This window comes from Streptomyces sp. NPDC058289 (assembly GCF_042880975.1).
Lineage (GTDB): Bacteria > Actinomycetota > Actinomycetes > Streptomycetales > Streptomycetaceae > Streptomyces > Streptomyces stoeckheimensis.
The window spans coordinates 1-21,267 of sequence record NZ_JBHVYI010000067.1; the positions used below are offsets into that span (position 1 = coordinate 1).

General features: G+C 72.7%; 19 protein-coding genes and 1 riboswitch. Of the genes, 10 read left to right on the top strand and 9 right to left on the bottom strand.

Translation table 11 applies throughout. From position 1 onward, the window contains the following. The 6 genes from ACFVX6_RS28695 to ACFVX6_RS28720 all read right to left on the bottom strand — a co-directional run. Nucleotides 1-890: acyl-CoA dehydrogenase family protein (locus ACFVX6_RS28695; protein WP_389696249.1), on the bottom strand; the 890-nt coding region annotated here is incomplete at its 3' end. 69 nt (nt 891-959) lie between these two features. After that, complete coding sequence (locus ACFVX6_RS28700) at nt 960-2,135, bottom strand: acyl-CoA dehydrogenase family protein (RefSeq protein ID WP_389696251.1); 1,176 nt, start codon at nt 2,133-2,135, stop codon at nt 960-962. A 99-nt stretch (nt 2,136-2,234) separates the two neighbouring features. Beyond that, nucleotides 2,235-4,310, bottom strand: coding sequence for an acetate--CoA ligase family protein (locus ACFVX6_RS28705; RefSeq protein WP_389696253.1), 2,076 nt, complete (start codon nt 4,308-4,310; stop codon nt 2,235-2,237). Between the two features lies 1 nt (nt 4,311). Beyond that, nucleotides 4,312-4,503, bottom strand: coding sequence for a ferredoxin (locus ACFVX6_RS28710; protein WP_389696255.1), 192 nt, complete (start codon nt 4,501-4,503; stop codon nt 4,312-4,314). Further along, complete coding sequence (locus tag ACFVX6_RS28715; protein ID WP_389696257.1) at nt 4,500-5,828, bottom strand: NADH-ubiquinone oxidoreductase-F iron-sulfur binding region domain-containing protein; 1,329 nt, start codon at nt 5,826-5,828, stop codon at nt 4,500-4,502. The genes ACFVX6_RS28710 and ACFVX6_RS28715 overlap by 4 nt, the downstream gene beginning before the upstream one ends. Beyond that, nucleotides 5,825-6,271, bottom strand: a complete 447-nt coding sequence (locus ACFVX6_RS28720; protein WP_389696259.1) for a hypothetical protein — start codon at nt 6,269-6,271, stop codon at nt 5,825-5,827. The genes ACFVX6_RS28715 and ACFVX6_RS28720 overlap by 4 nt, the downstream gene beginning before the upstream one ends. A gap of 399 nt (nt 6,272-6,670) precedes the next feature. Between ACFVX6_RS28720 and ACFVX6_RS28725 the strand changes: the two genes are divergently transcribed. The 7 genes from ACFVX6_RS28725 (at nt 6,671) to ACFVX6_RS28755 (ending at nt 15,071) form a co-directional block, all read left to right on the top strand. Beyond that, on the top strand, nt 6,671-7,858 hold the full coding sequence (locus tag ACFVX6_RS28725; RefSeq protein ID WP_389696261.1) for an aromatic ring-hydroxylating dioxygenase subunit alpha: 1,188 nt from the start codon (nt 6,671-6,673) through the stop codon (nt 7,856-7,858). A 201-nt stretch (nt 7,859-8,059) separates the two neighbouring features. Then, entirely contained in the window at nt 8,060-9,190 is a 1,131-nt protein-coding gene (locus tag ACFVX6_RS28730) for a spermidine/putrescine ABC transporter substrate-binding protein (protein ID WP_389696263.1), read from the top strand. 103 nt (nt 9,191-9,293) lie between these two features. Beyond that, nucleotides 9,294-10,115: an ABC transporter permease gene (locus ACFVX6_RS28735; RefSeq protein WP_389696265.1), complete on the top strand. Its 822-nt coding sequence runs from the start codon at nt 9,294-9,296 to the stop codon at nt 10,113-10,115. After that, nucleotides 10,112-11,023 (top strand): ABC transporter permease, encoded by a 912-nt coding sequence (locus ACFVX6_RS28740; protein WP_389696267.1) that lies wholly within the window; start codon nt 10,112-10,114, stop codon nt 11,021-11,023. The genes ACFVX6_RS28735 and ACFVX6_RS28740 overlap by 4 nt, the downstream gene beginning before the upstream one ends. 5 nt (nt 11,024-11,028) lie before the next feature. Beyond that, a complete protein-coding gene (locus tag ACFVX6_RS28745) occupies nt 11,029-12,192 on the top strand; it encodes an ABC transporter ATP-binding protein (RefSeq protein WP_389696269.1) in 1,164 nt (387 codons plus the stop codon). A gap of 127 nt (nt 12,193-12,319) precedes the next feature. Beyond that, entirely contained in the window at nt 12,320-13,636 is a 1,317-nt protein-coding gene (locus ACFVX6_RS28750) for a flavin monoamine oxidase family protein (protein WP_389696271.1), read from the top strand. Between the two features lie 25 nt (nt 13,637-13,661). After that, a complete protein-coding gene (locus ACFVX6_RS28755; protein ID WP_389696337.1) occupies nt 13,662-15,071 on the top strand; it encodes an aminobutyraldehyde dehydrogenase in 1,410 nt (469 codons plus the stop codon). Here ACFVX6_RS28755 and ACFVX6_RS28760 read toward each other — a convergent pair. From ACFVX6_RS28760 to ACFVX6_RS28770, 3 genes are all read right to left on the bottom strand, one after another. Further along, the gene (locus ACFVX6_RS28760; RefSeq protein ID WP_389696273.1) at nt 15,061-15,636 is read right to left on the bottom strand and encodes a putative glycolipid-binding domain-containing protein; all 576 of its coding nucleotides are present in this window, start codon (nt 15,634-15,636) and stop codon (nt 15,061-15,063) included. The two genes, ACFVX6_RS28755 and ACFVX6_RS28760, sit on opposite strands and share 11 nt — an antisense overlap. 69 nt (nt 15,637-15,705) lie before the next feature. After that, entirely contained in the window at nt 15,706-16,158 is a 453-nt protein-coding gene (locus tag ACFVX6_RS28765) for an Ohr family peroxiredoxin (RefSeq protein ID WP_389696275.1), read from the bottom strand. A 75-nt stretch (nt 16,159-16,233) separates the two neighbouring features. Next, a riboswitch (guanidine-III (ykkC-III) riboswitch) is annotated at nt 16,234-16,302 on the bottom strand. A 46-nt stretch (nt 16,303-16,348) separates the two neighbouring features. Then, nucleotides 16,349-17,386, bottom strand: coding sequence for an AraC family transcriptional regulator ligand-binding domain-containing protein (locus ACFVX6_RS28770; RefSeq protein ID WP_389696277.1), 1,038 nt, complete (start codon nt 17,384-17,386; stop codon nt 16,349-16,351). Between the two features lie 296 nt (nt 17,387-17,682). Between ACFVX6_RS28770 and ACFVX6_RS28775 the strand changes: the two genes are divergently transcribed. The 3 genes from ACFVX6_RS28775 (at nt 17,683) to ACFVX6_RS28785 (ending at nt 21,243) form a co-directional block, all read left to right on the top strand. Beyond that, nucleotides 17,683-18,438: a type 1 glutamine amidotransferase domain-containing protein gene (locus ACFVX6_RS28775; protein ID WP_389696279.1), complete on the top strand. Its 756-nt coding sequence runs from the start codon at nt 17,683-17,685 to the stop codon at nt 18,436-18,438. Nucleotides 18,439-18,474: 36 nt separating this feature from the next. Beyond that, nucleotides 18,475-20,589 carry a hypothetical protein gene (locus ACFVX6_RS28780; protein ID WP_389696281.1) on the top strand — a complete coding sequence of 705 codons (2,115 nt, stop codon included), beginning with the start codon at nt 18,475-18,477 and terminating at the stop codon, nt 20,587-20,589. 291 nt (nt 20,590-20,880) lie between these two features. Continuing rightward, nucleotides 20,881-21,243: a transglycosylase family protein gene (locus ACFVX6_RS28785; protein WP_389696283.1), complete on the top strand. Its 363-nt coding sequence runs from the start codon at nt 20,881-20,883 to the stop codon at nt 21,241-21,243. Nucleotides 21,244-21,267 lie beyond the last annotated feature (24 nt).

The following is a 21,267-nucleotide window of genomic DNA, read 5'->3' on the forward strand; positions in this document are numbered from 1 at the left end:
GGGTGGGTGTAGGCGCGGTTGACGGCGATGTCGACGGCGCAGTCGGCGAGCATGCCCTGGATCAGCTGGAAGTCGGCGATGGGGGAGCCGAACTGGCGGCGCTCGACCGCCCAGTCGCGGGCGAGTTCGAGGGCCCGCTCCGCCGCTCCGATCGTGCGCGCGGCGATCATCAGCCGTTCCTCGGTGAACCAGGAGCGGGTGATGTCGTAGCCGGTGCCCACCTCCCCGAGCACGGCGTCCGCGGGCAGACGGACATCGGTGAAGGTGAACTCGGGGTGCTCGTAGACGAAGGTGTGCATCCAGCGGGGCACCCGGGTCATCTCGATGCCCGGGGTGTCCTTGTCGACGAGGAACAGGGTCGGTGCCCGCTCCTCCCCGGCGGCCGCGAGCACGATCATGAAGTCGGCGTGGTCGCCCACGGTGACGAACCACTTCTCGCCGCTCAGCACCCAGCCGCCGTCCCCGGTCCGCGTCGCCGTGGTCCGCAGGCTCTGCGGGTCGGAGCCGGCCTCCGGCTCGCTCACCGCGTAGCAGTCGCGGCGCTGCCCCCGGATCACCGGGACGAGGTACCGCTCGCGCTGCTCCGGCGTGCAGAAGGACAGTGCGTTGGCCGGACGCCACACCATGTCCCACAGGGCGCCGGTGAGCCGGCCGAGTTCGGCCTGGACGGTGACCTGCTCCAGGATGCTCAGGCCGGCGCCGCCCCACTCCACGGGCATGTTGACGGCCTGGAGACCGCTGTCGAGGACGGCGTCGCGGATCTCGGTGTGGGCCTGCGGGGGCAGGCCGTTGTTCTCCTCGCAGTCGAGCTCGTACTTCGTGATGAACCCGGTGAGGGCGCGCGCCGCGTCCCGGAGCTCTTCCTGACGGGCGGTGAGGCGGAAGTCCATGTCTTGTTCGTCCTCGTGATCGTGGGTGAGGGGGCAGGTGGTGGTGGTCGTCGTGGCGAAGGGGACCCGTCAGGAGCGGCCGGGCAGTGCGAGTGCCCGCGTACCCCGCTTGACGAGCTCGTTCGCGATGATCAGGCGCTGGATCTCGGAGGTCCCCTCCCAGATCCGGTCGACGCGCAGTTCCCGGTACATCCGCTCGACGGGGTACGAGCGGTCGTAGCCGCGGCCCCCGAAGATCTGCACGCACCGGTCGATGACCCGTCCCGCGGCCTCGCTCGCGGCGAGCTTGGCCGTGGACGCCTTGGCGTGCAGGGTCTTGGGGTCGGTGTGCGGCTGGTCGGCTTCCCAGGCGACCTGGTGGGTGTAGGCGCGGTTGACGGCGATGTCGACGGCGCAGTCGGCGAGCATGCCCTGGATCAGCTGGAAGTCGGCGATGGGCGAGCCGAACTGGCGGCGCCGCACCGACCAGTCGCGGGCGAGTTCCAGGGCCCGCTCCGCGGCTCCGACGGTCCGTGCCGCGATCATCAGCCTCTCGTCCGTGAACCATTCCTTCGTCAGCTCGTAGCCGTTGCCGACACCGCCGAGCACGTCCTCGTCGGCGACGAAGACGTCGGTGAAGGTGAACTCGGGGTGCCCGTTCACCGCGGAGTGCATGAAGCGGGGGACCCGGGTCATCTCGACGCCCGCCGCCCCCTTGTCCACGAAGAACAGGGTTGCCGCCCGCTCCGGGCCCGCATCGGCCTGCACCAGCAGGAAGTCGGCGATGTCACCGCAGGTCACGAACCACTTCTCGCCGTTCAGCAGCCAGCCGCCCTCGGTGCGGGTCGCGGTGCTCGTGCACGAGCCGGGGTCCGAGCCGGCACCGGGTTCGGTGACCGCGAACGCGTCGAACCGCTCGCCCCGGATGACGGGCAGGAGGTACTTCTCGCGCTGTTCCTCGGTGCCGTGGGCGAGGACGTTCGCGGGCCGCCAGGGGATGTCCCAGAGGCAGTTGGTGACCTTGCCGAACTCCTCCTCGACGATGACCTGGTCCAGCAGGGACAGGCCGGCCCCGCCCCAGGCTGCGGGCATGTTGATCGCGTAGACGCCGGCGTCCATGGCGGCGCGGGTCAGTTCGCGGACCGTCGCGGCGGGCAGGGGGCCGCCCGCTTCCTCGGACTGGTCCTCGTATCCCATCAGGAGCTGTGCGTAGGCGGCGGCGCGGGCCTTGAGGTCGGCCTGCTCGGGCGTGTAGCGGAAGTCCATGACGTTCTCCGGTACGGAAGGGTCGGAAGGGTCGGAAGGGACGGAAGGGTCTGAAGGGACGGAAGGGATGTGAGAGGTGCGGGAGGGCGGGCCGGTCGGTCAGCCCAGGACGGCCCGTGCGTCGAGCGCCAAGGCGCCGTCCGGGCGGACCAGCAGGGGGTTGACCTCCAGCTCTGCGATCTCCGGATGCGCGGCGGCCACCGTCGTGATGCGTTCGATCACGGCTGCCGCGGCGGCCACGTCGACGGCCGGCCTGCCGCGGACGCCCGCGAGCAGGGCCGCGGTCCGCAGCCCCCGCAGCAACTCCTCGGCCCGCACCGCCGGTACGGGCGCCAGCGCGAAGGCCACGTCGCGCAGGGTCTCGGTGAGGACCCCGCCGAGCCCGACCATGGCCACCGGTCCGAACCGGGGGTCGCGGTTCACGCCCACGATCAGCTCGATGCCGTCCGAGAGGTCCGCCATCGCTTCGACCGAGTACGAGCCTGCGCCGAGCCGGGCGCGCATGTCCCGGTAGGCGGCGAGGAGCGCGTCCCGATCCGCCAGGTGCAGCGCCACGCCACCCGCGTCGGACTTGTGCAGGAGGTGCAGGGCCTTCAGTACGTACGGGCCCTCGAACTCCCCGGCCGCGGCCAGGACTCCGGCCTCGTCGGTGACCTCCCGCGCGGCCGGGAACGGCACCCCGGCGGCGCCGAGCAGGACGCGTACCCCGTGGTACCCCGGATCCCGCAACGCTGCGACGGCAGCGGGCAGCGCGGGGAGCCCCGGTACGGAGCCCGGTGCGCGGCCGGTCATCGCCGACAGCGCGCGGGCGGCGTCCTCGGTGGCGGCGAACACGGGTATCCCGGCCCCGGCCAGTACCCGGCAGCTCGGCGACCCCGGATACATCGACTGCACCACCAGGGGCTTCGAGGAGCCCGCGACGTGCGTGACGATCTTCTCGGCGGCCCGCGCCTCCCCCTCCGCGAGCGCGGAGCCGCCCGCCTGCCCGCCGCCCAGGCCGCCCTCGGAGGCCGCGTACCCGCCGAAGTAGCCCGTCATCAGGACGGCGTCGACCTCGTCGGCGGCGAGCAGGTGCCCGACCGTGTCGGCGTACGACAGGGGCTCCTGCTCGCCCATCCCCGCCAGGTCGACCGGATTGGCGACCGCCGACTGCTGCCACAGCACGGTCCGCAGGCCTGCCTGGGTCGCCTCTGCGAGCTCCGGCACGTCGAGCCCGGCGTCCTCGACGGCGTCCGCCGCGATCGCCCCGTGGCCGCCGCCGTCGGTGAAGACCGCGGTCCGGCCCCCTCCCGTACGAGGCCCGGGGCGGCTGCTCACGGCGGCCAGTACGACGGTCATCTCCCTCGGCGTGCGCACGAGTTCCACCCCCGCGTCGCGGCAGGCGGCAGCCACGACATCGGCCGATGTGGTGAGCGCCCCGGTGTGCGACCGGGCGCTGCGGGCCGAGGCGGAGCCGCGCCCGGCGGTGAGCAGGACCACCGGCTTGCCCGCTGCGGCGGCGGCCCGGGCGAAGGCCCTGCCGTCGCCGAAGTCCTCGGCGTACACGGCGATCGCCGTGGTGGCCTCGTGGCGGGCACAGTCCTCGACGAGGTCGACGAGGGTGACGTCGGCCTGGTTGCCGAGGGAGACGAACCGGGAGAAGCCCAGGCCGTGCGGAGCGCCGCGGAGCTGGAGTTCGAGGGCCAGGTTGCCGCTCTGGCTCAGCAGGGCGACGCCGCCGGGTGCGAAACGGTCCGAGGCGAGGTACAGCTCGGTCGTGTTGTCGGCGATGCCCAGGCAGTTGGGTCCGACGAGCACGGCTCCGGCCGCCCGGACCCGGGCGACGATCGCGCGCTGCCGGGCCGCTCCCTCCGGGCCGGCTTCGGCGAAGCCGGCGGTGATGCCGACGATGGCCTTCGCCCCGCAGGCCAGGGCCTCTTCCACGGCGGTCTCGAAGCCGCTGCCGGGGACGGAGATCACCACCAGTTCGACGGGTTCGCCGATCGCGGCGAGGGACGGGGCGGCCCGCCTGCCGAGGACGGTGCCGCCGCGCCGGTTCACCAGGTGCACCGGGCGCCGCCCGTCGGCGCGCAAGGCCTGGGAGGCCACCGCGTGGCCGTACTTCGCCGGGTCGTCGCTGGCGCCGACCACGGCGACCGAGCGGGGGTCGAAGAGAGCGCTCAGATCACGTTCCATGTCACTTCTCCACTCTGAGCGCGGAGTTGGGGCAGCTCGCGGCGCAGGCGCGCGCCGCTTCCTCGGCGCCGGGCGGGACGGTGACGGAGAGGACCTTCGCGTAGCCCCACTCGTCGAGTTCGACCAGGTGCGGTGCGTGTTCCTGGCACAGTCCGTAGCCCTGGCAGCGGGTGGAGTCCAGCAGGAGTTTCACGGTGTTCCCTTCAGGGCGGGCAAGCGGGGTTCGGTCCGGTCGTCCGCGGCCGCGTCGCAAACGTCCGGGACGGCCACGGTGAGGCGGTGCCCGGGACCGCTCGCGGGCGAAGAGGCGCAGCCGGGACAGGGCCCGCGCAGATGGGACCGGACGAGTTCGGGGAAGGCGCGCAGGAGGCTGCCGGCCAGGCCCGCTGCGGCGTCGAGCAGGCCGCACGCGCCGCGCCCGGGCAGGCCCCGCGACCACCGGTCCAGGTGAACGAGGGTGTCGGGTCCGGCAGTCCCCGCGGCGAGGGCGTACACGGCGTCGCGGACCGCCGCGGTGCCCGAGACGCAGACCCCGCACTGCCGTGCGCTCTCCGCCGCGAGGTGACCGACGGCGTCGGCGGCGGTGCTCACCGGGCAGGCTCCGGCGGCGAGGAAGCGGATCGCTCCGCAGCCCAGCGCGGTGCCCGCCGCGGCGAGCGCGCCGGGTTCGAGCGGGAGGTCCAGGGTGCGGGCGTCGACGAGCCCGCCGAACAGGCCGCCCATCAGCGCCCCGGCCGCGTCCGGGGCGCCGAGCTCGGCGGCCAGCGTGCGCAGGGGGACTCCGTAGGGGACCTCGGTGAGGACGGGAGTCGCGCTCCCGCCGGACAGGGTCACCAGGGTGGACCGGGCGATCGCCTGCCGCAGGCCGGGGAGGGCGGCGGTGAGGGCGATGCGGGCGAGCGTCTCGACGTTGGACACCAGGGTCGGCGCGCCGCCGACACCGCGCTCGAAGGGGCGGGGCGGCTTGGACGTGGGCAGGGCCGGCCCGCCGTCGATCCGGCGGACGACCGCGCTCTCCTCCCCGGCGACGTAGGTGTGGGCGGTCTCGACGACCTCGACGGGCAGGCACGGATCCCGTTCGGCGAGGGCCCGGCGGACGCGGTCGGCGGCCACCGGGTCCGAGAGGTAGACGTAGCCGCGTACGGCGCCGGTGACCGCCGCGGCGCGGGCGAGGCCGTCGAGCACCAGATGGGGCCTGGCCCGCAGCAGCCAGCGGTCCTTGACCGAACCGGGCTCACCCTCCTCGCCGTTCGCCACCACCACCGGGACGCCGCCGCGCTCGCGGACGGAGCGAAGCTTGACGGCGGCCGGGAAGCCGGCCCCGCCGCGCCCGCGCAGACCGGATGCGGCGAGGTGGCGCAGCAGCTCGTCCGGGCCGGTGGCGTCGGTGTAGCCGCCGGTGGCGAGGTACGCCTCGAGGTCTTCGGCCGCGCCGGGCGCGGCGCCGAGTACGGAGTCGCGTACGGCGCCGAGTACGGAGCCCGGTGGCCGTCCCGTCGGGAATCGGATGGTGGTCATCGGCTGCTTCCTGTCCGGGGGTTGGCGCGCAGGGTCCGTACGGCGCTCTCGAGTGCGGTGCGGTCTGCGGCGGTGCGGGCGTATCCCGTTCCCGGGAGGCCGATGAGCATGTGGTGGTGGTCGAGGACCACCTCGCCGGCGATCAGGGCGGCCACGCGGTCGCCCTGCCCGGGGCTGCTTGCCGCGGCGGTCACCAGCGCGGTGACCTCGGCCAGGTAGCGCAGCCAGCCGCGTCGGCTGCCCCGCAGGATCAGGCGCTCCAGGCGGCGTTGCTCGGAGGCGATCAGCTCTGCCGGCGGTGCGGGCTTCGTGGGTTCGGTGGGTCCCGCAGGCCCCGTAGGGGGGTGGTGCGAGGAAGCGCGCAGGGCGGCGACCGCAGCGGGCAGTTCCCGCTCCGGTTCGGGGGTGAGCCCGAGCCAGTCCAGACGCCGACGACCGCTCATGCGTGCCTCCGGGAGGAGTGGGGTGCCGTGAGCGACCGGGCCGGTGCCGGGAGCCGGGGGCGGTGTGGGGATGCCCGGGGCTCACCGCAGGGACGCCGATGGCGTGCGGCAGGGGAGGAGGAGGGGGTGCGGGCCCGGGCGGGTGCCGGGGCTGCGGGGCTGCATCCGGCCGACAAAAGGCCCAGAAGGGGCCGAACGCCGGTGCAGCGACGAGAATTACGCTAGCTGACCGATCGGTCAGCGTACAAGTCTTGACCCGGCGGAAATCAGCCAGCAATCTGACTGTCCAATCGGTCAGCAAGGCCTCGGCGTCCGCCCCGGCCCGCTGCCCACCGCCGGGTCGTCTCGATGCCCTCGCCGAGACCGATCACCGCACCACCGGTACGGAGGAGCCACCCGATGCACTCCAGAGCCCCCGAAAAGCCCCCGGTCGACCAGCCGGTCCCGGACGTCCCCGGGCCCGCCCTGGCAGCCCGCTACTACACCGATCCCGACACGGCCGCCGAGGAGATCCGGCAGGTCTTCGCCAAGGCCTGGCAGCTCGTCTGCCACGAGTCCGACCTGCCGAACCCGGGCGCCCGGCTCGCCGCCACCGTCGCCGGCCGCGAGGTACTCGTCGTCCGCACCGAGGACGGCACCCTCGCCGCCCACCTCAACGTGTGCCGCCACCGCGGAACGCGCCTGGTCACCGCCCCCGAACCGGAGGGGAAAGCGATCCGCTGCCCCTACCACGGCTGGACCTACCGCCTCGACGGAAGCCTGGTCGGAGCCCCGGAGGCGCGGCAGATCCCCTGCCTCGACAAGCCCGCGCTCGGCCTGTTCCCGGCCCGCGTCGAATCCTTCCTCGGCTTTGTGTTCGTCAACCTCGACCTCGACGCCGTGCCCCTGGCGCAGCAGTGCGCCGGGCTCGCCGAGGCGGTAGGCCACTATGCCGGGGCCGACCTGGCACCGGTCGGCCGCGCCCGGATCCACGACCTGGCCGCAGCCGAGGTGCAGGAGGCCAACTGGAAGGTGACGGTCGACAATTACCTGGAGGGCTACCACGTACCGGTGGCCCACCCGGGGCTGATGCGGCTGCTCGACTACCAGGGCTACACCTGCGAGATCGAGGAGTCCTACGCGCTGTTCGCCTCGCCCCTGCGGGACAAGCCGTCCTCGAACTGGGTCGAACGCCTCTACCAGCGCATCGCCGCCCCCATGCCCGGCCTCACCGAAGCCGACCGGCGGGTCTGGCGTTACGCGGTCATCTACCCGAACACCCTCATCGACTTCTACCCCGACCACGTCCTGGCCTGGACCGCGATCCCGACGGCGGTGGACCGGGTCGCCGTCCCCGGCGCGTTCTACACCCGTCGCGGTACGAGCCTGCGCACCCGCATCGCCCGCCGCCTGAACATCCACATCGGCTGGATCACCAACGACGAGGACGTCGAGCTGGTCGCCCGCGTACAGAAGGGGCTCTCCACCCCCGGCTTCGAGCCCGGCCCGCTGTCCCGCCGCGAGGCGGCGGTCGGATGGTTCGCCGGCCGCATCCGGGCGGACCTGGACGCCGCCGTGGATCCCGACGCGGCCGACGCCGAGCACTGAACCGCGCCTGAGACAGGCACGTTTCGTGCCCCTGGCCCCGCCCCTGCCCCTGCCCCTGCCCCTGCCCCTGCCCCTGGCCCTGCTCCTGCTCCTGCTCCTGCCCCTGCCCTTCCCCCGCCCTTCCCCGCCCCCCCACCCTCCGCCCGTGCACGTCTTCCCACCAGCCGTCTCCCCACGGCCCCCCTACGGAGAGGACCCCGCATGTCCCCCGAGGCACACCCCCTGTCCAGACGCTCCCTCCTCCGCGCCGGTACCGCCGCCGCACTCGGCCTCGCGGCAGCAGGCTGCGGGTTCGCGTCCGGTGACGACCCGGCCGGCAAGGCATCCGAGGAGACGCCGATCGACGTCAAGGTCGACGGCGACCTCGTCTACTTCAACTGGGCCGACTTCGTCGACCCGGCCGTCTTCGAAGGCTTCGAGAAGGAGTACGGCGTCAAGGTCGTCCAGTCGAACTTCGACTCGATGGAAGGCATGGCCGCCAAGCTCAACTCCGGGAACCAGTACGACATCATCTTCCCCACGGCGAAATGGTCCCAGCGCCTCGCCGCCGGGGGCAGGCTGCGGACGATCGACCACACCCGGCTGAAGAACGCCGAGGCCGTGTTCGCCGGCTACGACTACTTCGCCGACCCCTGGTACGACCCCCGCTCCCGGCACACCGTGCCCTTCACCATGTACAAGACCGGCATCGGCTGGCGCCGCGACCGGCTCGGTGACCTGACCGGTTCCTGGGACGACCTGTGGAACGAGCAGGCCAAGGGCAAGGTCTTCGTACTCGACGACCGCGACGAGGTGCTCGGCATGGGCGCGCTCAAGCTCGGCCTCGACCTCACCACCGACGACGAGGGCGATCTCGCGCGCGTCACCGACACCCTGCGCTCGCTCCGCCCCCGCCTGCGCGGCTTCTCCAGCGACAGCTACAACAACCTGCTCAACGGCAACGCCGACATGACGCAGGCGTGGAGCGGGGACATGGCAGCCATGCTCGCCCAGGCCGAGGACCCCGCCGTCTTCGGCTTCGAGGTCGCCCGCGAGGGCGCCCCCCTCAACTCCGACTGTTACGCGATCCCCGCCAACGCGCAGCACCCCGGCACCGCAATGCTCTTCATCGACTACATGCTCCGCCCGGAGAACGTGAAGAAGAACATCGAGTACATCGGCTACCCCATGCCGGTCCGCGGCAGCGAGGACGCGTACACCGCGCTCGTGGAGCCGTTCCCCCAGTGCCAGGTGACGGCGGCCGACCTCAAGGACGACCTCTACTTCCGCAACGGCACGGCCAAGGGCGAGCAGCACCGCGACGCCGCCTGGACCGATGTGAAGGCCGGCTGACATGTCACGACCTGATCTTCGGGGTCCGCGGGGTCGATCCGTCCCGCCCCGTCCGCCGCGCGGGGGACGGGCCGGGAAGGAGGCGAGGCTGTGGACCTGGTTCATGCTCCCGGGCACCCTCTGGATGACCGGGTTCCTCGTGGCGTCCCTGCTCCTGGTGGCCACCCTCGCCCTCGGCACCACCGACCCGCTCGGAAACCCGCGCTTCGGGCTCAACTTCGAGAACTTCGCCGCGCTCGCCGATCCGGCCTACCGCACCGTCCTGCTGCGCTCGCTCGGCTACGCGCTGATCACCTGCCTCATCTGCCTGGCCGTGGCCTACCCCGTGGCCTACGCCATCGCCCTGCGCGGCGGCCGGTTCAAGAGCCTGCTGATCGCCGCGATCGTCGTCCCGTTCTTCGCCAACTACCTGGTACGGATGTACGGCTGGTCCGTGGTGCTCTCCGACGACGGGCCGGTGCTGAGGGCCCTGCGCGCGATGGGGCTCGCCGACGGCGACACCAAGATCCTCCAGACCGCCCCGGGGGTCATCGCCGGACTCGTCTACGGCTTCGTCGTCTTCATGGTCATCCCGCTGTACGCGGCCATGGAACGCATGGACACCTCACTCATCGAGGCCGGACGGGACCTCTACGGCGGTCCTTTGAGGACCTTCTTCTTCGTCACCGTGCCCGCCACCCGCCAGGGCGCGGCGGCCGGTTGCGTCCTCGTCTTCCTGCCCGCCATGGGCGACTTCGTCAGCGCACAGCTCATGGGAGGCCCCGACCAGATCATGATCGGCAACCTGATCCAGGACAAGTTCTTCCAGGGCCAGAACTGGCCGCTCGGCTCGGCCCTGACCATCCTGCTGATGGCGGTCCTGCTGCTCGGGATGCTCGGCTACCTGAGGCGCACCCGCAAGGACGAGGCGGAGGCGGTCCGATGAACCCGCGCCCCGCTCTCCGTAAGGCACCGTCGGTCCGTACGGCACCGTCACCTCGTACGGCACCGTCACCTCGTACGCCGCGCAGGAGGCGGCGCCGCGGAGCCGACCGCCGACCCCGGTTCGCCATCGCCGTCACCGCGGTCTTCTTCGCGCTGCTCTACCTCCCCGTCGGCGTCGTCGTCCTGTTCTCCTTCAACGCGCAGAAGTCCCTCACCGTCTTCGACGGGGTGAGCCTGCGCTGGTACCGCGCGTTCCTCCGCGATGACGTGCTCGTCGGCTCGCTCGGCATGAGCCTGCGAGTGTCCCTGGTCGCGATGACCGTCTCGCTCGTCCTCGGCGTGGCCCTCGCCCTGGGCCTGGTCCGCGGCCGCAGCCGCCTCGGCTCCTTCGCCGGCTTGGTCATGCTCGTACCGCTGATCACCCCGGAGATCGTCACCGGCGTCGCATCGATGATGCTCTTCAAGGGCCTCGGCATCACCCTGTCCACCACCACCGTGATGCTCGCCGAGGTCACCTTCTCCATCTCCTACGTCACGGTCATCCTGCGCTCCCGCATCGCCGCCCTCAATCCGGAGGTCGAGGAGGCGGCGATGGACCTCGGCGCCACCCGCGGACAGGCCCTGCGCCTGGTGACCCTGCCCGCGCTGTTGCCCGGCATCCTCGCGTCCGGAGTGCTGATCTTCGCCCTGGTCTTCGACGACTTCGTCCTCGCCTACTTCACCACCGGCGTCGACCCGCAACCGCTCTCCGTCCGCATCTACTCGGCGATCAGGTTCGGCGTCCAGCCCACCATCAACGCCGTCGGCACCCTGATGCTCGTCGGGTCCATCGCCCTCATCGCCTTCGCCCTCTCCATCCCGCGCCTCTTCGGCCGCCGAGGCGGCCTCGACCTGCTCCCGGGGAAGTGACACCCATGCAGCACCCGAACCCGCATCCGCCGGCGGACCCGAACCCTGCCGACCCGCACCCTACGGACCTGCGCCCAGCCGCCCCGAACCCCGCCGCCCCGAACCCCGCAGTCCGGCTCGACCGGGTCGCCAAGCAGTACCGCAACACGGACACCTACGCCGTCCACGACGTCACCCTCGACATCGCCCCGGGCGAGTTCTTCTCCCTCCTCGGCCCCTCCGGCTGCGGGAAGACGACCCTGCTGCGCATGACGGGAGGCTTCGTCGACCCCACGGAGGGCAGCGTCCTGCTCGACGGAGAGGACGTCACGGGCCTGCCGCCCAACAAGCGCAACGTCAACACCGTCTTCCAGAGCTACGCCCTCTTCGACCACCTCTCGCTCGCCGACAACGTGGCCTTCGGCCTCAAGCGCAGCGGCGTTCCCCGCGCCGAGATCCGCCAACGGGTCGGCGACATGCTGGACCTCGTACAGCTCGGGGAACTGGCCGGCCGCAAACCGCCCACGCTCTCCGGCGGCCAGCGCCAGCGCGTCGCCCTCGCCCGCGCCCTGGTCAACCGGCCCCAAGTCCTGCTCCTGGACGAGCCGCTGGCCGCCCTCGACCTGAAACTGCGCCGCCGGATGCAGGTCGAGCTCAAGCAGATCCAGCGCGAGGTCGGCATCACCTTCGTCTTCGTCACCCACGACCAGGACGAGGCCCTGACCATGTCGGACCGCCTCGCCGTCATGAACGAGGGCCGCATCGAGCAGTGCGGCACGCCGGAAGACGTGTACGAGCGCCCCACGAGCAGCTTCGTGGCCTCCTTCATGGGGACCTCCAACCTGGTCCCGGGCACCTATCGCTCCGGCCGCGTCGTCCTCGACCAGGGCCCCGCCCTGCCCGTGGGTCCCCGGTCCGGCGTCCCCGACGGCAGCCGGGTCAGCCTCTCGATCCGTCCGGAGAAGATCTGGCTCTCCGGCTTCGAACCGGGCATGGCCCAGGTCAGCGGAGTCGTCCGGGAGACCGTGTACTGCGGCCCGACCACCACCTACCTCATCGAACTGGCCCCCGGCGTCACGGTGTCCGTGCTGGAGCAGAACACCGTCCGGTCCCGTATGGAGGACCGCTGGAGCGGTGGCGAGCAGGTCGAGATCGGCTGGAACCCCGAACACTGCCTGGTCCTCGACTGACCGATCCCCAGCGGCCGTGCATCGCCGGCGGCCGTGCATCCGCAGCGGCCCTGTCCCCCCAGCGGGCCCGCACCCCAGAGCCCCGCCCCCTGCTGCCATCCGGCACCGACCGAAGGAAGCACACCCCATGAACCACGACGTCATCGTGCTCGGCGCCGGACTGGCAGGTCTCGCCGCCGCGCGCGACCTGGCCGCGGGCGGGGCCGACGTCCTCGTCGTCGAGGCCCGGGACCGCGTCGGCGGACGCGTCGAGCAGACCACCCTCCCCGACGGCCGGCTGGTCCAGCTCGGCGGGGAGGTGGTGGGCCGGGCCCACACCGCCTACACCGCTCTGGCCGCGGAACTGGGCCTCACCCTGGTCCCCAGCTACGTCGCCGAGCCCGGCGCCCTCACCCGCGCCACCCCCGAAGGAGTCTCCGCCGCGGACCCGCCCCACTGGTTCGGCCCCGGCGACGACTCCTGCCACGCCAAGGTCACCGACGCCTTCACGGCGCTCGCCGCCGGCGTCGACCCGGCCGACCCCTGGTCCCACCCCGAAGCCGCGCACCTCGACCGGCTGTCCGTCGGCGACTGGCTCCGCGCCCAGGGCGCCACCCGGGCCGTCGTACGCCTCTGGGAGATCGGCCAACTCGCCCTCGCCGACGGCTCCTGCGAACGGACCTCGCTGCTCGCCGCCCTCCGCAAACACGCCGCCGTACCCGGCACCGGCCACTACGAGTACGAGGCGTGGGAGGGCCTGCGCGTGGCCGAGGGCTCGGCGACCGTGGCCCTGCGCATGGCCGAGGCCCTCGGTGGCCGGATCCGTACGGGATCCCCCGTCGAGGAGGTCGCGATACGGCGGCCCGGCCGCAGCTCCGTACGCCTGGCCGGCGGCGAAACCCTCACCGCCGCCGTCGTGGTCAGCGCCCTCCCGGTCGGCCCGCTCCGCTCGGTCGCCGTCACCGGGGTCTCCGAAGAACGCCTCTCCTCCCTGCACCGCCAACGCCACGCTCTCGCAGCCAAGTTCACCGCCGCATACGCCCGACCCTTCTGGCGCGACCAGGGCCTCAGCGGCCTCTCCGAAAGCGAAGGCCTCCTCGGCAGCACCTGGCCGCAGAGCGAAGGCATCCTCTCCGCCCTCGTCCCGCCCGAACGCTACGGCGTCCTCCTCGGCGCGCCCGCCCACCGGCGCACCGCCGAACTGCTGGCCGACATCGCGCGCCTCTACGGAGACGAGGCGCACCGGCCGCTCGCCACGTTCATCCGGATGTGGGGCACCGACCCGTGGACCCAGGGGTACGTCACCCAGTGGACCCCCGGTGACGTCATGGCCGTCGGCCCCCGGCACGGCGCCCACGAACCCCCCTTCTACGTCTGCGGGTCCGACCAGTGGGTGGCCGGCTACATGGAAGGCGCCGTCCGCACCGGACGCGCCGCCGCCGAGGAGGCCCTGCGCCGTGGCTGACGCCCCGCACGACCACGGCGAGCCCCTGCACAATCACATCGGGCCCCTCTACAACCACATCGGGGGAGTGGATCAGCCCGCGGCCTCGGGCGAAACCATGGCCCTCACCGACCCCGCCACCGGCCGCGTGCACCGCCACGCCCCGCGCTCGGGCCCCGCCGACGCGGACGCGGCCTGCTTCGCGGCGGCCGCCGCGTACGGGCACTGGTCCACCACCACCCCGGCAGTCCGGCAGCGCGCCCTCCTCGGCATCGCCGACGCCATCGAGGCGCACGCGGAGGCCTTCACGGCCGCCGAGACCGGGGACACCGGCAAGCCCGCCGAGCAGTTCAGGGACGACGAGCTGCCCGGGATCGCCGACACCTTCCGCTACTTCGCCGGAGCCGCCCGGAACCTCCCGGGCGCCGCCGCGGCCGAGTACACGGAAGGACGCACCTCCCTGCTACGCCGTGAACCGGTCGGGGTCTGCGCCCAGATCACCCCCTGGAACTACCCGCTGATGATGGCCGCATGGAAGATCGCTCCGGCCATCGCCGCGGGCAACACCACCGTGCTCAAGCCCGCCGACACCACCCCCTCCTCGTCCGTGCTCCTGGCCCGGATCGCCGCGGACCACCTGCCGCCGGGCGTGCTCAACGTCGTCTGCGGGGACCGCGACACCGGCCGCGCCCTCACCGCCCATCCGGCGGTCGCCCTGATCGCCGTCACCGGCAGCGTCCGCGCCGGGCAGGAGATCGCGGCAGCCGCCGCGGCCGGCCTCAAACGGGTCCACCTGGAACTCGGCGGCAACGCACCCGTCATCGTCCACGAGGACGTGGACGTCGAGGCCACCGCCACCGCGCTCGCGGCGGTCGCCTTCTACAACGCCGGCCAGGACTGCACCGCACCCACCCGGATCTTGGTCCACCGCCGGATCCACGACGCGTTCCTCGCGGCCTTCGCCGCCCGGGCGGCCGGGCTCCGCGCCGGCGCCGACTTCGGCCCCCTCAACAACACCGCCCAACTGGCCTCCGTACAGGGGATTCTGGACCGCCTGCCGGCCCACGCCGGGATCGTCACCGGCGGTAGCCGGCTCCCGCGCCCCGGCTTCTTCCACGAGCCCACCGTGGTCGCGGGCGTCCGCCAGGACGACGAGATCGTGCAGGAGGAGATCTTCGGACCCGTCGTGACCGTCCAGTCCTTCGCGGACGAGGCCGAGGCCCTGCACCTCGCCAACGGAGTGCGCTTCGGCCTGGCCGCGAGCGTATGGACCACCGACCACGACCGCGCGATGCGCGCCACCCGCGCCCTGCACACCGGAATCGTCTGGGTGAACACCCACGGCACCACGGTCTCCGAGATGCCACACGGCGGAGTCAAACACTCCGGCTACGGCAGCGACCTCTCCCTGTCGGGCCTCCTGGACTACACCCAGGTCAAGCACGTCATGCTGTGAGCGAGGCCGCCAAGGAGGGGTAGTCCAGGACCAGGCCGTCCTCGTCGAAGTCGACGTCCGCGCGGAAGCCGTCGGACTCGTAGCGCACGCGCGCGCCGTGCTCGGCGCGCGCGAGATGCGTGTACGTCTGCCGGTTCGCACTGACGGCGAGGTCCGGGACCGAGACCCAGGCCATGAGGAAGTGGTGCGGTCCGGTTCCGGGACGCCGGTGCAGGCCGTGGCGGAGCACGGGCATGGTGTTGGTCAGGGGGCAGAGGCCCAGATCGCAGTCGAGCGCGCCGTCGAGATCGGGGCGGTACGCGCCGTCCACGGTCCAGCGTCCGCAGTCGCGCCGCAGGTCCAGCTCGCGGGTCGACGCCGCCGACTCGACCGTCACGTGGAGGCGCGAGGTCACGTAGCCGTCGGACGTTTCGAGCGCGTACGCCAGCCAGTACGGCTCGGGGTCCAGACCGACGGCGCGCCCGCGGGCGGTCAGGGCGCCCTGACCGAGGTCGACCCACGCGGTCGAGCAACCCGAGCCGGGGAAGACCTCCCAGGTGCGCACGAGGCGCCGGGATCCGCTCATGCCGTCACCGTATCCGCCCGAGCGGTGCCCGGCCGGCAGCCGACGGTGTCCGTCCGCGTCGCGCCGGGCTCAGGCCCCGTCACCGGGGGCGGGGTCGTCCACCGCCAGGAGCGTCAGCGGTACGTTGCCGCGTACCGCCTGCGAGTAGGGGCATACCGCGTCCGCCCGGTGCAGCAGCGGCTGCAGGTCCGCGGCCCGCCACCCGGGCAGGCTGACGGTGAGGGCCACCGCGAGGCCGTAGCCCGCGGGCGTGTCCGTGGTGCCGAGCTGTACTTCGCAGGCCACGCGCGCGGCGGAGGCGTCCGCCCCGAACTCGGCGGCGACCTCCGCGAGCGCGGAGGTGAAGCAGGCGGCGAAACCGGCCGCGAAGAGCTGCTCGGGGTTGGTGGTGCCCGGGACCTTCTTGCGCGGCGGGGCGAGGCGGACGTCCAGGCGCCCGTCGTCGGTGCGGACCGACCCGGTACGGCCCCCGGCGGCGTGCGCGGTCGTCCGGTACAGGCTGCGGGTGAGTGGCACGGTCATGGCGTTCGGCCCATCTTGCTCGACGAGGACGCTGCCCGGGCGCGGACAGCGGAAGGCGCCGCTCGTGCGGCACCTCGCGCGTCGTCGTGCGTAACCGGGTACGGCGCATCTCGTCCGGGGCCTCGGGTCGGCCGCCGGACAATCTAGCAACGGGGGCGGCCGTCCGGGGCGCCGCCCGCGGTGACCCTCCTCACCCGCGGTCACCCTCCTCACCGCCGACGGCCCCGGCGCGATCAGCGGATGCGGGCCGGTGCCTGGTCCGGTACGCCCCGGGAGGCATGCCCTCCCACCGGGTGAAGGCACGGACCAAGGCCGTGGCGCCGCTCAGGCCGACGAGCGGCGCGATCCGGTCCAGCGGCAGGTCGGTGGTCTCCAGCAGCCGCCCGGCCCGGCCGTGGCGGGCGGTGTCGAGGAGCGCGCGCCACGACGTGCCCTCCGCGTGCAGGGCCCTGCGCAGGGTGCGGACGCTGAGGCTGAGCTCCCCGGCGGGGCCCTCGGGGCCCGCGGCCTCGAGCGAGGCGTCCTCCAGCCACTGCCGTACGCGCTCGGCGACGGTCCCGGCGGCGGACAGCTGGTGCAGCAGCCGGTCGGCGTAGGACCGGTGCAGGGCGTTGAGCGCCGGGTCGTAGAGGGGGCGGCGCCGGTCGAGGTCCTCGTCGGCGACCGTGATCGCCGTCTCCGGGGCGTCGAAGGCGACGGGACAACCGAGGACCTCGGTGTACGGCTCCGCCGCGCCCCTGCGCGGGTGGGCGAACGACACGGCCAGGGGAGCCCAGCCGTCGCCGGCGATCCAGCGGCCCGCCCGCACCATGCTGCTGACGACCGCCTCCACCTGCTGGGGGTGCATGGCCGCAGGGGCGACGGTCGGCCGGTAACAGACCCGGCCGACGCCGCCGTCGCGGTGCAGGGTCACCGTGCCCGCCTGGCTCACCAGGGGGTGGTAGCGCTCGGCCGCCTGCGCGGCGTCCGCGAGGCTGGCGCAGGTGAGGACGAGGTGGCCCAGGATGTGCAGGCCCTCGGGCCTGATGCGGTCACCCACGAGGAGCCCGGTGTGCGGGCCGGCGCCCACGGCGCCGAGCACTTCGTCCCACAGGGCGCGCATCTCGCCGAACTCCAGCCGGTCCGTGGGCAAGCTCCAGGAAGCCGACCCGTCGGCGCCCTCCGCGGTGGCGCTCAGGACGGCGAGGGCGTAGCACGCGGTGACGGAGGGCGGCTCGATGGCTGACACGTCGGTCAGTCAATGCGGGCGCACCGCCCCCGTCAACACCGCCCCCTCAACACCGGCCCCTCAACACCGGCCCCTCAACACCGGCCCCTCGACACCGGCTCGGCGACACGGCCCGCGGGACGACTGCCGGGGCGGGTCCGGAGAGTCAACGGGTTGGCCGCCGGAGTCAATGACGGGGCCGCGGGCCGCTCCTAAGGTCGGCCTGCGGGCAGCGAGGGGCTCAGGGCCTCCGCAGCGCCGGGGAAGCGTGCTGCCCTCGTCGCCGTCCCGATCACCACCGCTCAGAGGAGTACGCCGTGATTCTCTTCCTGCTCCCCGCGGGCGACTACGACCCCACCGAGGCGGCCGTGCCCTGGGCGGCGCTGCGGGACGCCGGCTTCGAGGTGCGGTTCGCGACCCCGGACGGCAGGGCTGCATACGCCGACCCCCGGCTCACGGACCTCGGCTTCTCCTGGCTGTCACCGTGGCTGATGACCCGCCGCGCCGAGCTCGCCGCCTACCGGGACCTCACCGAGGACCCCCATTTCCTCGCCCCCTCCTCCTACAAGGAGGTGGACCCGGCCGACATCACGGGCCTGTTCGTCCCCGGCGGCCACGCCGCGGGCATGCGCACGCTGCTCGAGGACGCCACCGCCCAGTACCTGTTCGCCCGGGTCTTCACCCAGGGGCTGCCGGTGGGGGCCGTCTGCCACGGAGTGCTGCTCGCCGCGCGGGCCAAGGATCCCGCCACCGGGCGCTCGGTCCTCCACGGCCGACGGACGACGGCCCTGACGTCCTTGCTGGAGCTGACCGGGTGGAACCTCACCCGGCTCTGGCTGGGGCGCTACTACCGCACCTACCGCACCACCGTTCAGCAGGAGGTCACCGCGGCGCTCGCCGATCCGGCCCACTTCCTCGCCGGCCCGCCGCTGCCCGTCCGCGACAGCGCCGCCCGGCCCGGACGCGGCTTCACCGTCACGGACGGCAACTACGTCTCCGCGCGGTGGCCCGGCGACTGCCATCGCTTGGCGGCCGACTACCTGGCCCTGATCCGTGCCCACGTCATGTCATGAACGCCTCGTGAACGAGAAAAGGAGAAAGGGATGGGGATGAACCGACGAAGAGCCCTCGGGCGAAGCCGGTACCTGTTAACCGGCCTGGTCCTCGCACTGGTCACCGTGCTGCTCGGCCCCTCGACCGCCGGCGCGTCGGCGGGCCCGCAGTGGTGGGAGCCCGTGGCGCGCCCGGCCCCGGACTCGCAGGTCAACGTCACGGGGGAACCGTTCACCGGGACCGACGCCCAAGGCCGGGTCCGCGGCTACGTCGACGGGCACGTCCACCTGATGTCCAACGAGGGCTTCGGAGGGCGTCTGGTCTGCGGAAAGGTCTTCTCCACGGCGGGGGCGGCGGACGCCCTCAAGGACTGCCCGGAGCACTACCCGAACGGCGTCCTCGCCCTCTTCGACATGATCACCAAGGGTGGTGACGGCCGACACGACCCGACCGGCTGGCCGACGTTCCGCGACTGGCCGGCCCACGACTCCTCCACCCACCAGCAGACGTACTACGCCTGGGTGGAGCGGGCCTGGCGGGGCGGCCAGCGGATCCTGGTGAACGACATGGTCACCAACGACGTCATCTGCTCGCTCTACTTCTTCAAGGACCGCGGCTGCGACGAGATGACCGCGATCAGGCTCCAGATCCAGAAGACGTACGAGCTCCAGGATTACGTCGACGCCATGTACGGAGGCGCCGGCAAGGGCTGGTTCCGGGTCGTCACCGAGCCCGACCAGGCCCGCAAGGTCATCCAGGAGGGCAAGCTCGCCGTCGTCCTCGGGGTGGAGACCTCCGAACCGTTCGGCTGCAAGCAGGTGCTGGACGGTGCCCGCTGCACCATGGCCGACATCGACCGCGGCCTCGACGAACTGCACCGGCTGGGCGTGCGCAGCATGTTCCTGTGCCACAAGTTCGACAACGCCCTGTGCGGCGTCCGCTTCGACTCGGGCACCCAGGGCATGGCCATCAACGTCGGCCAGTTCCTGTCGACGGGCACCTTCTGGAGCACGGAGCCCTGCCCCGGCGCCGAGCACGACAACCCGATCGGCTTCGGACTGGCCGCCGAGGGCCACGCGGAGGCGGGCGCCGCCGTGACGGCCGAGAACACCGGCACTTCCCGGGCGGAGGCGGAGGCCCGGATCCGGGACGCCCTGCCGGAAGGTGCCGAACTGCCGCAGTACGGAGCCTCCTTGCAGGGGGCTCAGTGCAACCGGCGGGGCCTGACCGCACTGGGCGAGTACGCGGTGCTGGGCATGACCAAGCGCAACATGATGCTGGAGATCGACCACATGAGCGTCAAGGCGGCCGACCGGGCGCTGCGCGTGCTCGAAGCCGAACGCTACTCCGGCGTGCTCTCCACCCACGGCTGGATGGACGACAGCTGGACCGAACGGGTCTACCGCCTGGGCGGGTTCATCACGGGCCACATGTACGAGGCGCCCGCCTTCACCGCCGAGGCGCGCAGGCACGCCGCCCTGCGCGCCAAGTACGGTGCCGGCTACGGGATCGGCACCGACATGAACGGATTCGCCTGGCTCCCCGGTCCCCGGGCGGCGGCCGGGAACCCCGTCCGCTACCCCTTCCGCGGCCCCGACGGAGGCTCGGTCCTCGACCGCCAGGTCACCGGCTCGCGCGTCTGGGACGTCAACACCGACGGCGGCGGCACCCACTACGGCCTGGTACCCGACTGGATCGAGGACATCCGGGTCACCGGCGGCCAGGACGTGGTGGACGAACTCATGCAGGGAGCCGAAGGCTACCTGCGCACCTGGGTGGGAGCCGGCGGCCACACCACCCCGTACGTACCGCTGGTCCGAGGCCACCGCCCTTACGCCGGGCACCTGGCGTCCTCGCGCCCCTTGCCCGCAGGGTTCACCCACGAGGGGGTCTGGAAGCTGCTGCGGGACCCCGCGCCCGGCACGGTCCGGCTCTACGAGTGCAAGGTGGCGAACCACTCGCTGCTGACCCCCGACGCGGGGTGCGAGAACCAACAGCCCCTCGGCGCGGTCGGATACGCGTACACCAAGGCGGTGCCGGGCTCGGTCCCCCTCTACCGATGCTACGCACCTTCCGTGTTCGACCACTTCGTCTCCGGCAGGGCCGACTGCGAAGGGCCCTATGTGAAGGAGGGCCTGCTCGGCTACGTCATGCCGGTGGCTGCGCCGTAGCGGCACAACCCCAAGGCGCCCCCGGCTCGTGCGACCCGGGGGCGCTCGCCCCACCCCGACCCCGATATGCCGCGGAAGGGGCGGCCGGTGCTCCACGAAGCCAGTACTCGTGGGCGCGCGAGGGGCGTAGAGCGTCCGTTCGGGTGGCGTTGTCCCTTTTATGGTGGTAAGTGCGCCTGGAAGCGCACCGGTCCGTGCTGTGCTGTGGCAACGGCCCGAAGGCGGGGTCGTCGTATGCGGGCCCGCCCGCTGTTCGCGGCAGGTATGGCCCCCAACAGCGAAGGAGGACTGATGTCGCGCTACCGGAAGGACCGGCGAAGCCGGAGCAGGTTCGCCCAACTGCTTTTCTTGGTGACGGTGTTGGCAGTTCCGCTCTTGGACGTCTCCGGGGCCCATGCCGCCGCGGTCCACTCCAAACAGGGCCCCGACTGGAACGCCATCGCCCGGTGTGAATCCGGGGGGAATTGGCGGGCGAACACCGGCAACGGCCATTACGGCGGGCTGCAGTTCACCCAGTCGAGCTGGAAGGCGGCGGGAGGCCGCAAGTACGCACCGCGCGCCGATCTCGCCACGAAGGCGGAGCAGATCGCCACGGCGAGGAGGCTGGCCAAGATCCAGGGAATGGGGGCCTGGACCTGCGCACGCCGCAGCTGACGGAAGCGCCCCAACAGGGCGGCT

Coding starts and splice junctions, on each gene's coding strand:
- ACFVX6_RS28700 (WP_389696251.1), bottom strand. CDS start 2,135: ATGGACTTCCGCTACACGCCCGAGCAGGCCGACCTCAAGGCCCGCGCC.
- ACFVX6_RS28705 (WP_389696253.1), bottom strand. CDS start 4,310: ATGGAACGTGATCTGAGCGCTCTCTTCGACCCCCGCTCGGTCGCCGTG.
- ACFVX6_RS28715 (WP_389696257.1), bottom strand. CDS start 5,828: ATGACCACCATCCGATTCCCGACGGGACGGCCACCGGGCTCCGTACTC.
- ACFVX6_RS28720 (WP_389696259.1), bottom strand. CDS start 6,271: ATGAGCGGTCGTCGGCGTCTGGACTGGCTCGGGCTCACCCCCGAACCG.
- ACFVX6_RS28725 (WP_389696261.1), top strand. CDS start 6,671: ATGCACTCCAGAGCCCCCGAAAAGCCCCCGGTCGACCAGCCGGTCCCG.
- ACFVX6_RS28730 (WP_389696263.1), top strand. CDS start 8,060: ATGTCCCCCGAGGCACACCCCCTGTCCAGACGCTCCCTCCTCCGCGCC.
- ACFVX6_RS28735 (WP_389696265.1), top strand. CDS start 9,294: ATGCTCCCGGGCACCCTCTGGATGACCGGGTTCCTCGTGGCGTCCCTG.
- ACFVX6_RS28740 (WP_389696267.1), top strand. CDS start 10,112: ATGAACCCGCGCCCCGCTCTCCGTAAGGCACCGTCGGTCCGTACGGCA.
- ACFVX6_RS28745 (WP_389696269.1), top strand. CDS start 11,029: ATGCAGCACCCGAACCCGCATCCGCCGGCGGACCCGAACCCTGCCGAC.
- ACFVX6_RS28750 (WP_389696271.1), top strand. CDS start 12,320: ATGAACCACGACGTCATCGTGCTCGGCGCCGGACTGGCAGGTCTCGCC.
- ACFVX6_RS28760 (WP_389696273.1), bottom strand. CDS start 15,636: ATGAGCGGATCCCGGCGCCTCGTGCGCACCTGGGAGGTCTTCCCCGGC.
- ACFVX6_RS28765 (WP_389696275.1), bottom strand. CDS start 16,158: ATGACCGTGCCACTCACCCGCAGCCTGTACCGGACGACCGCGCACGCC.
- ACFVX6_RS28780 (WP_389696281.1), top strand. CDS start 18,475: ATGAACCGACGAAGAGCCCTCGGGCGAAGCCGGTACCTGTTAACCGGC.
- ACFVX6_RS28785 (WP_389696283.1), top strand. CDS start 20,881: ATGTCGCGCTACCGGAAGGACCGGCGAAGCCGGAGCAGGTTCGCCCAA.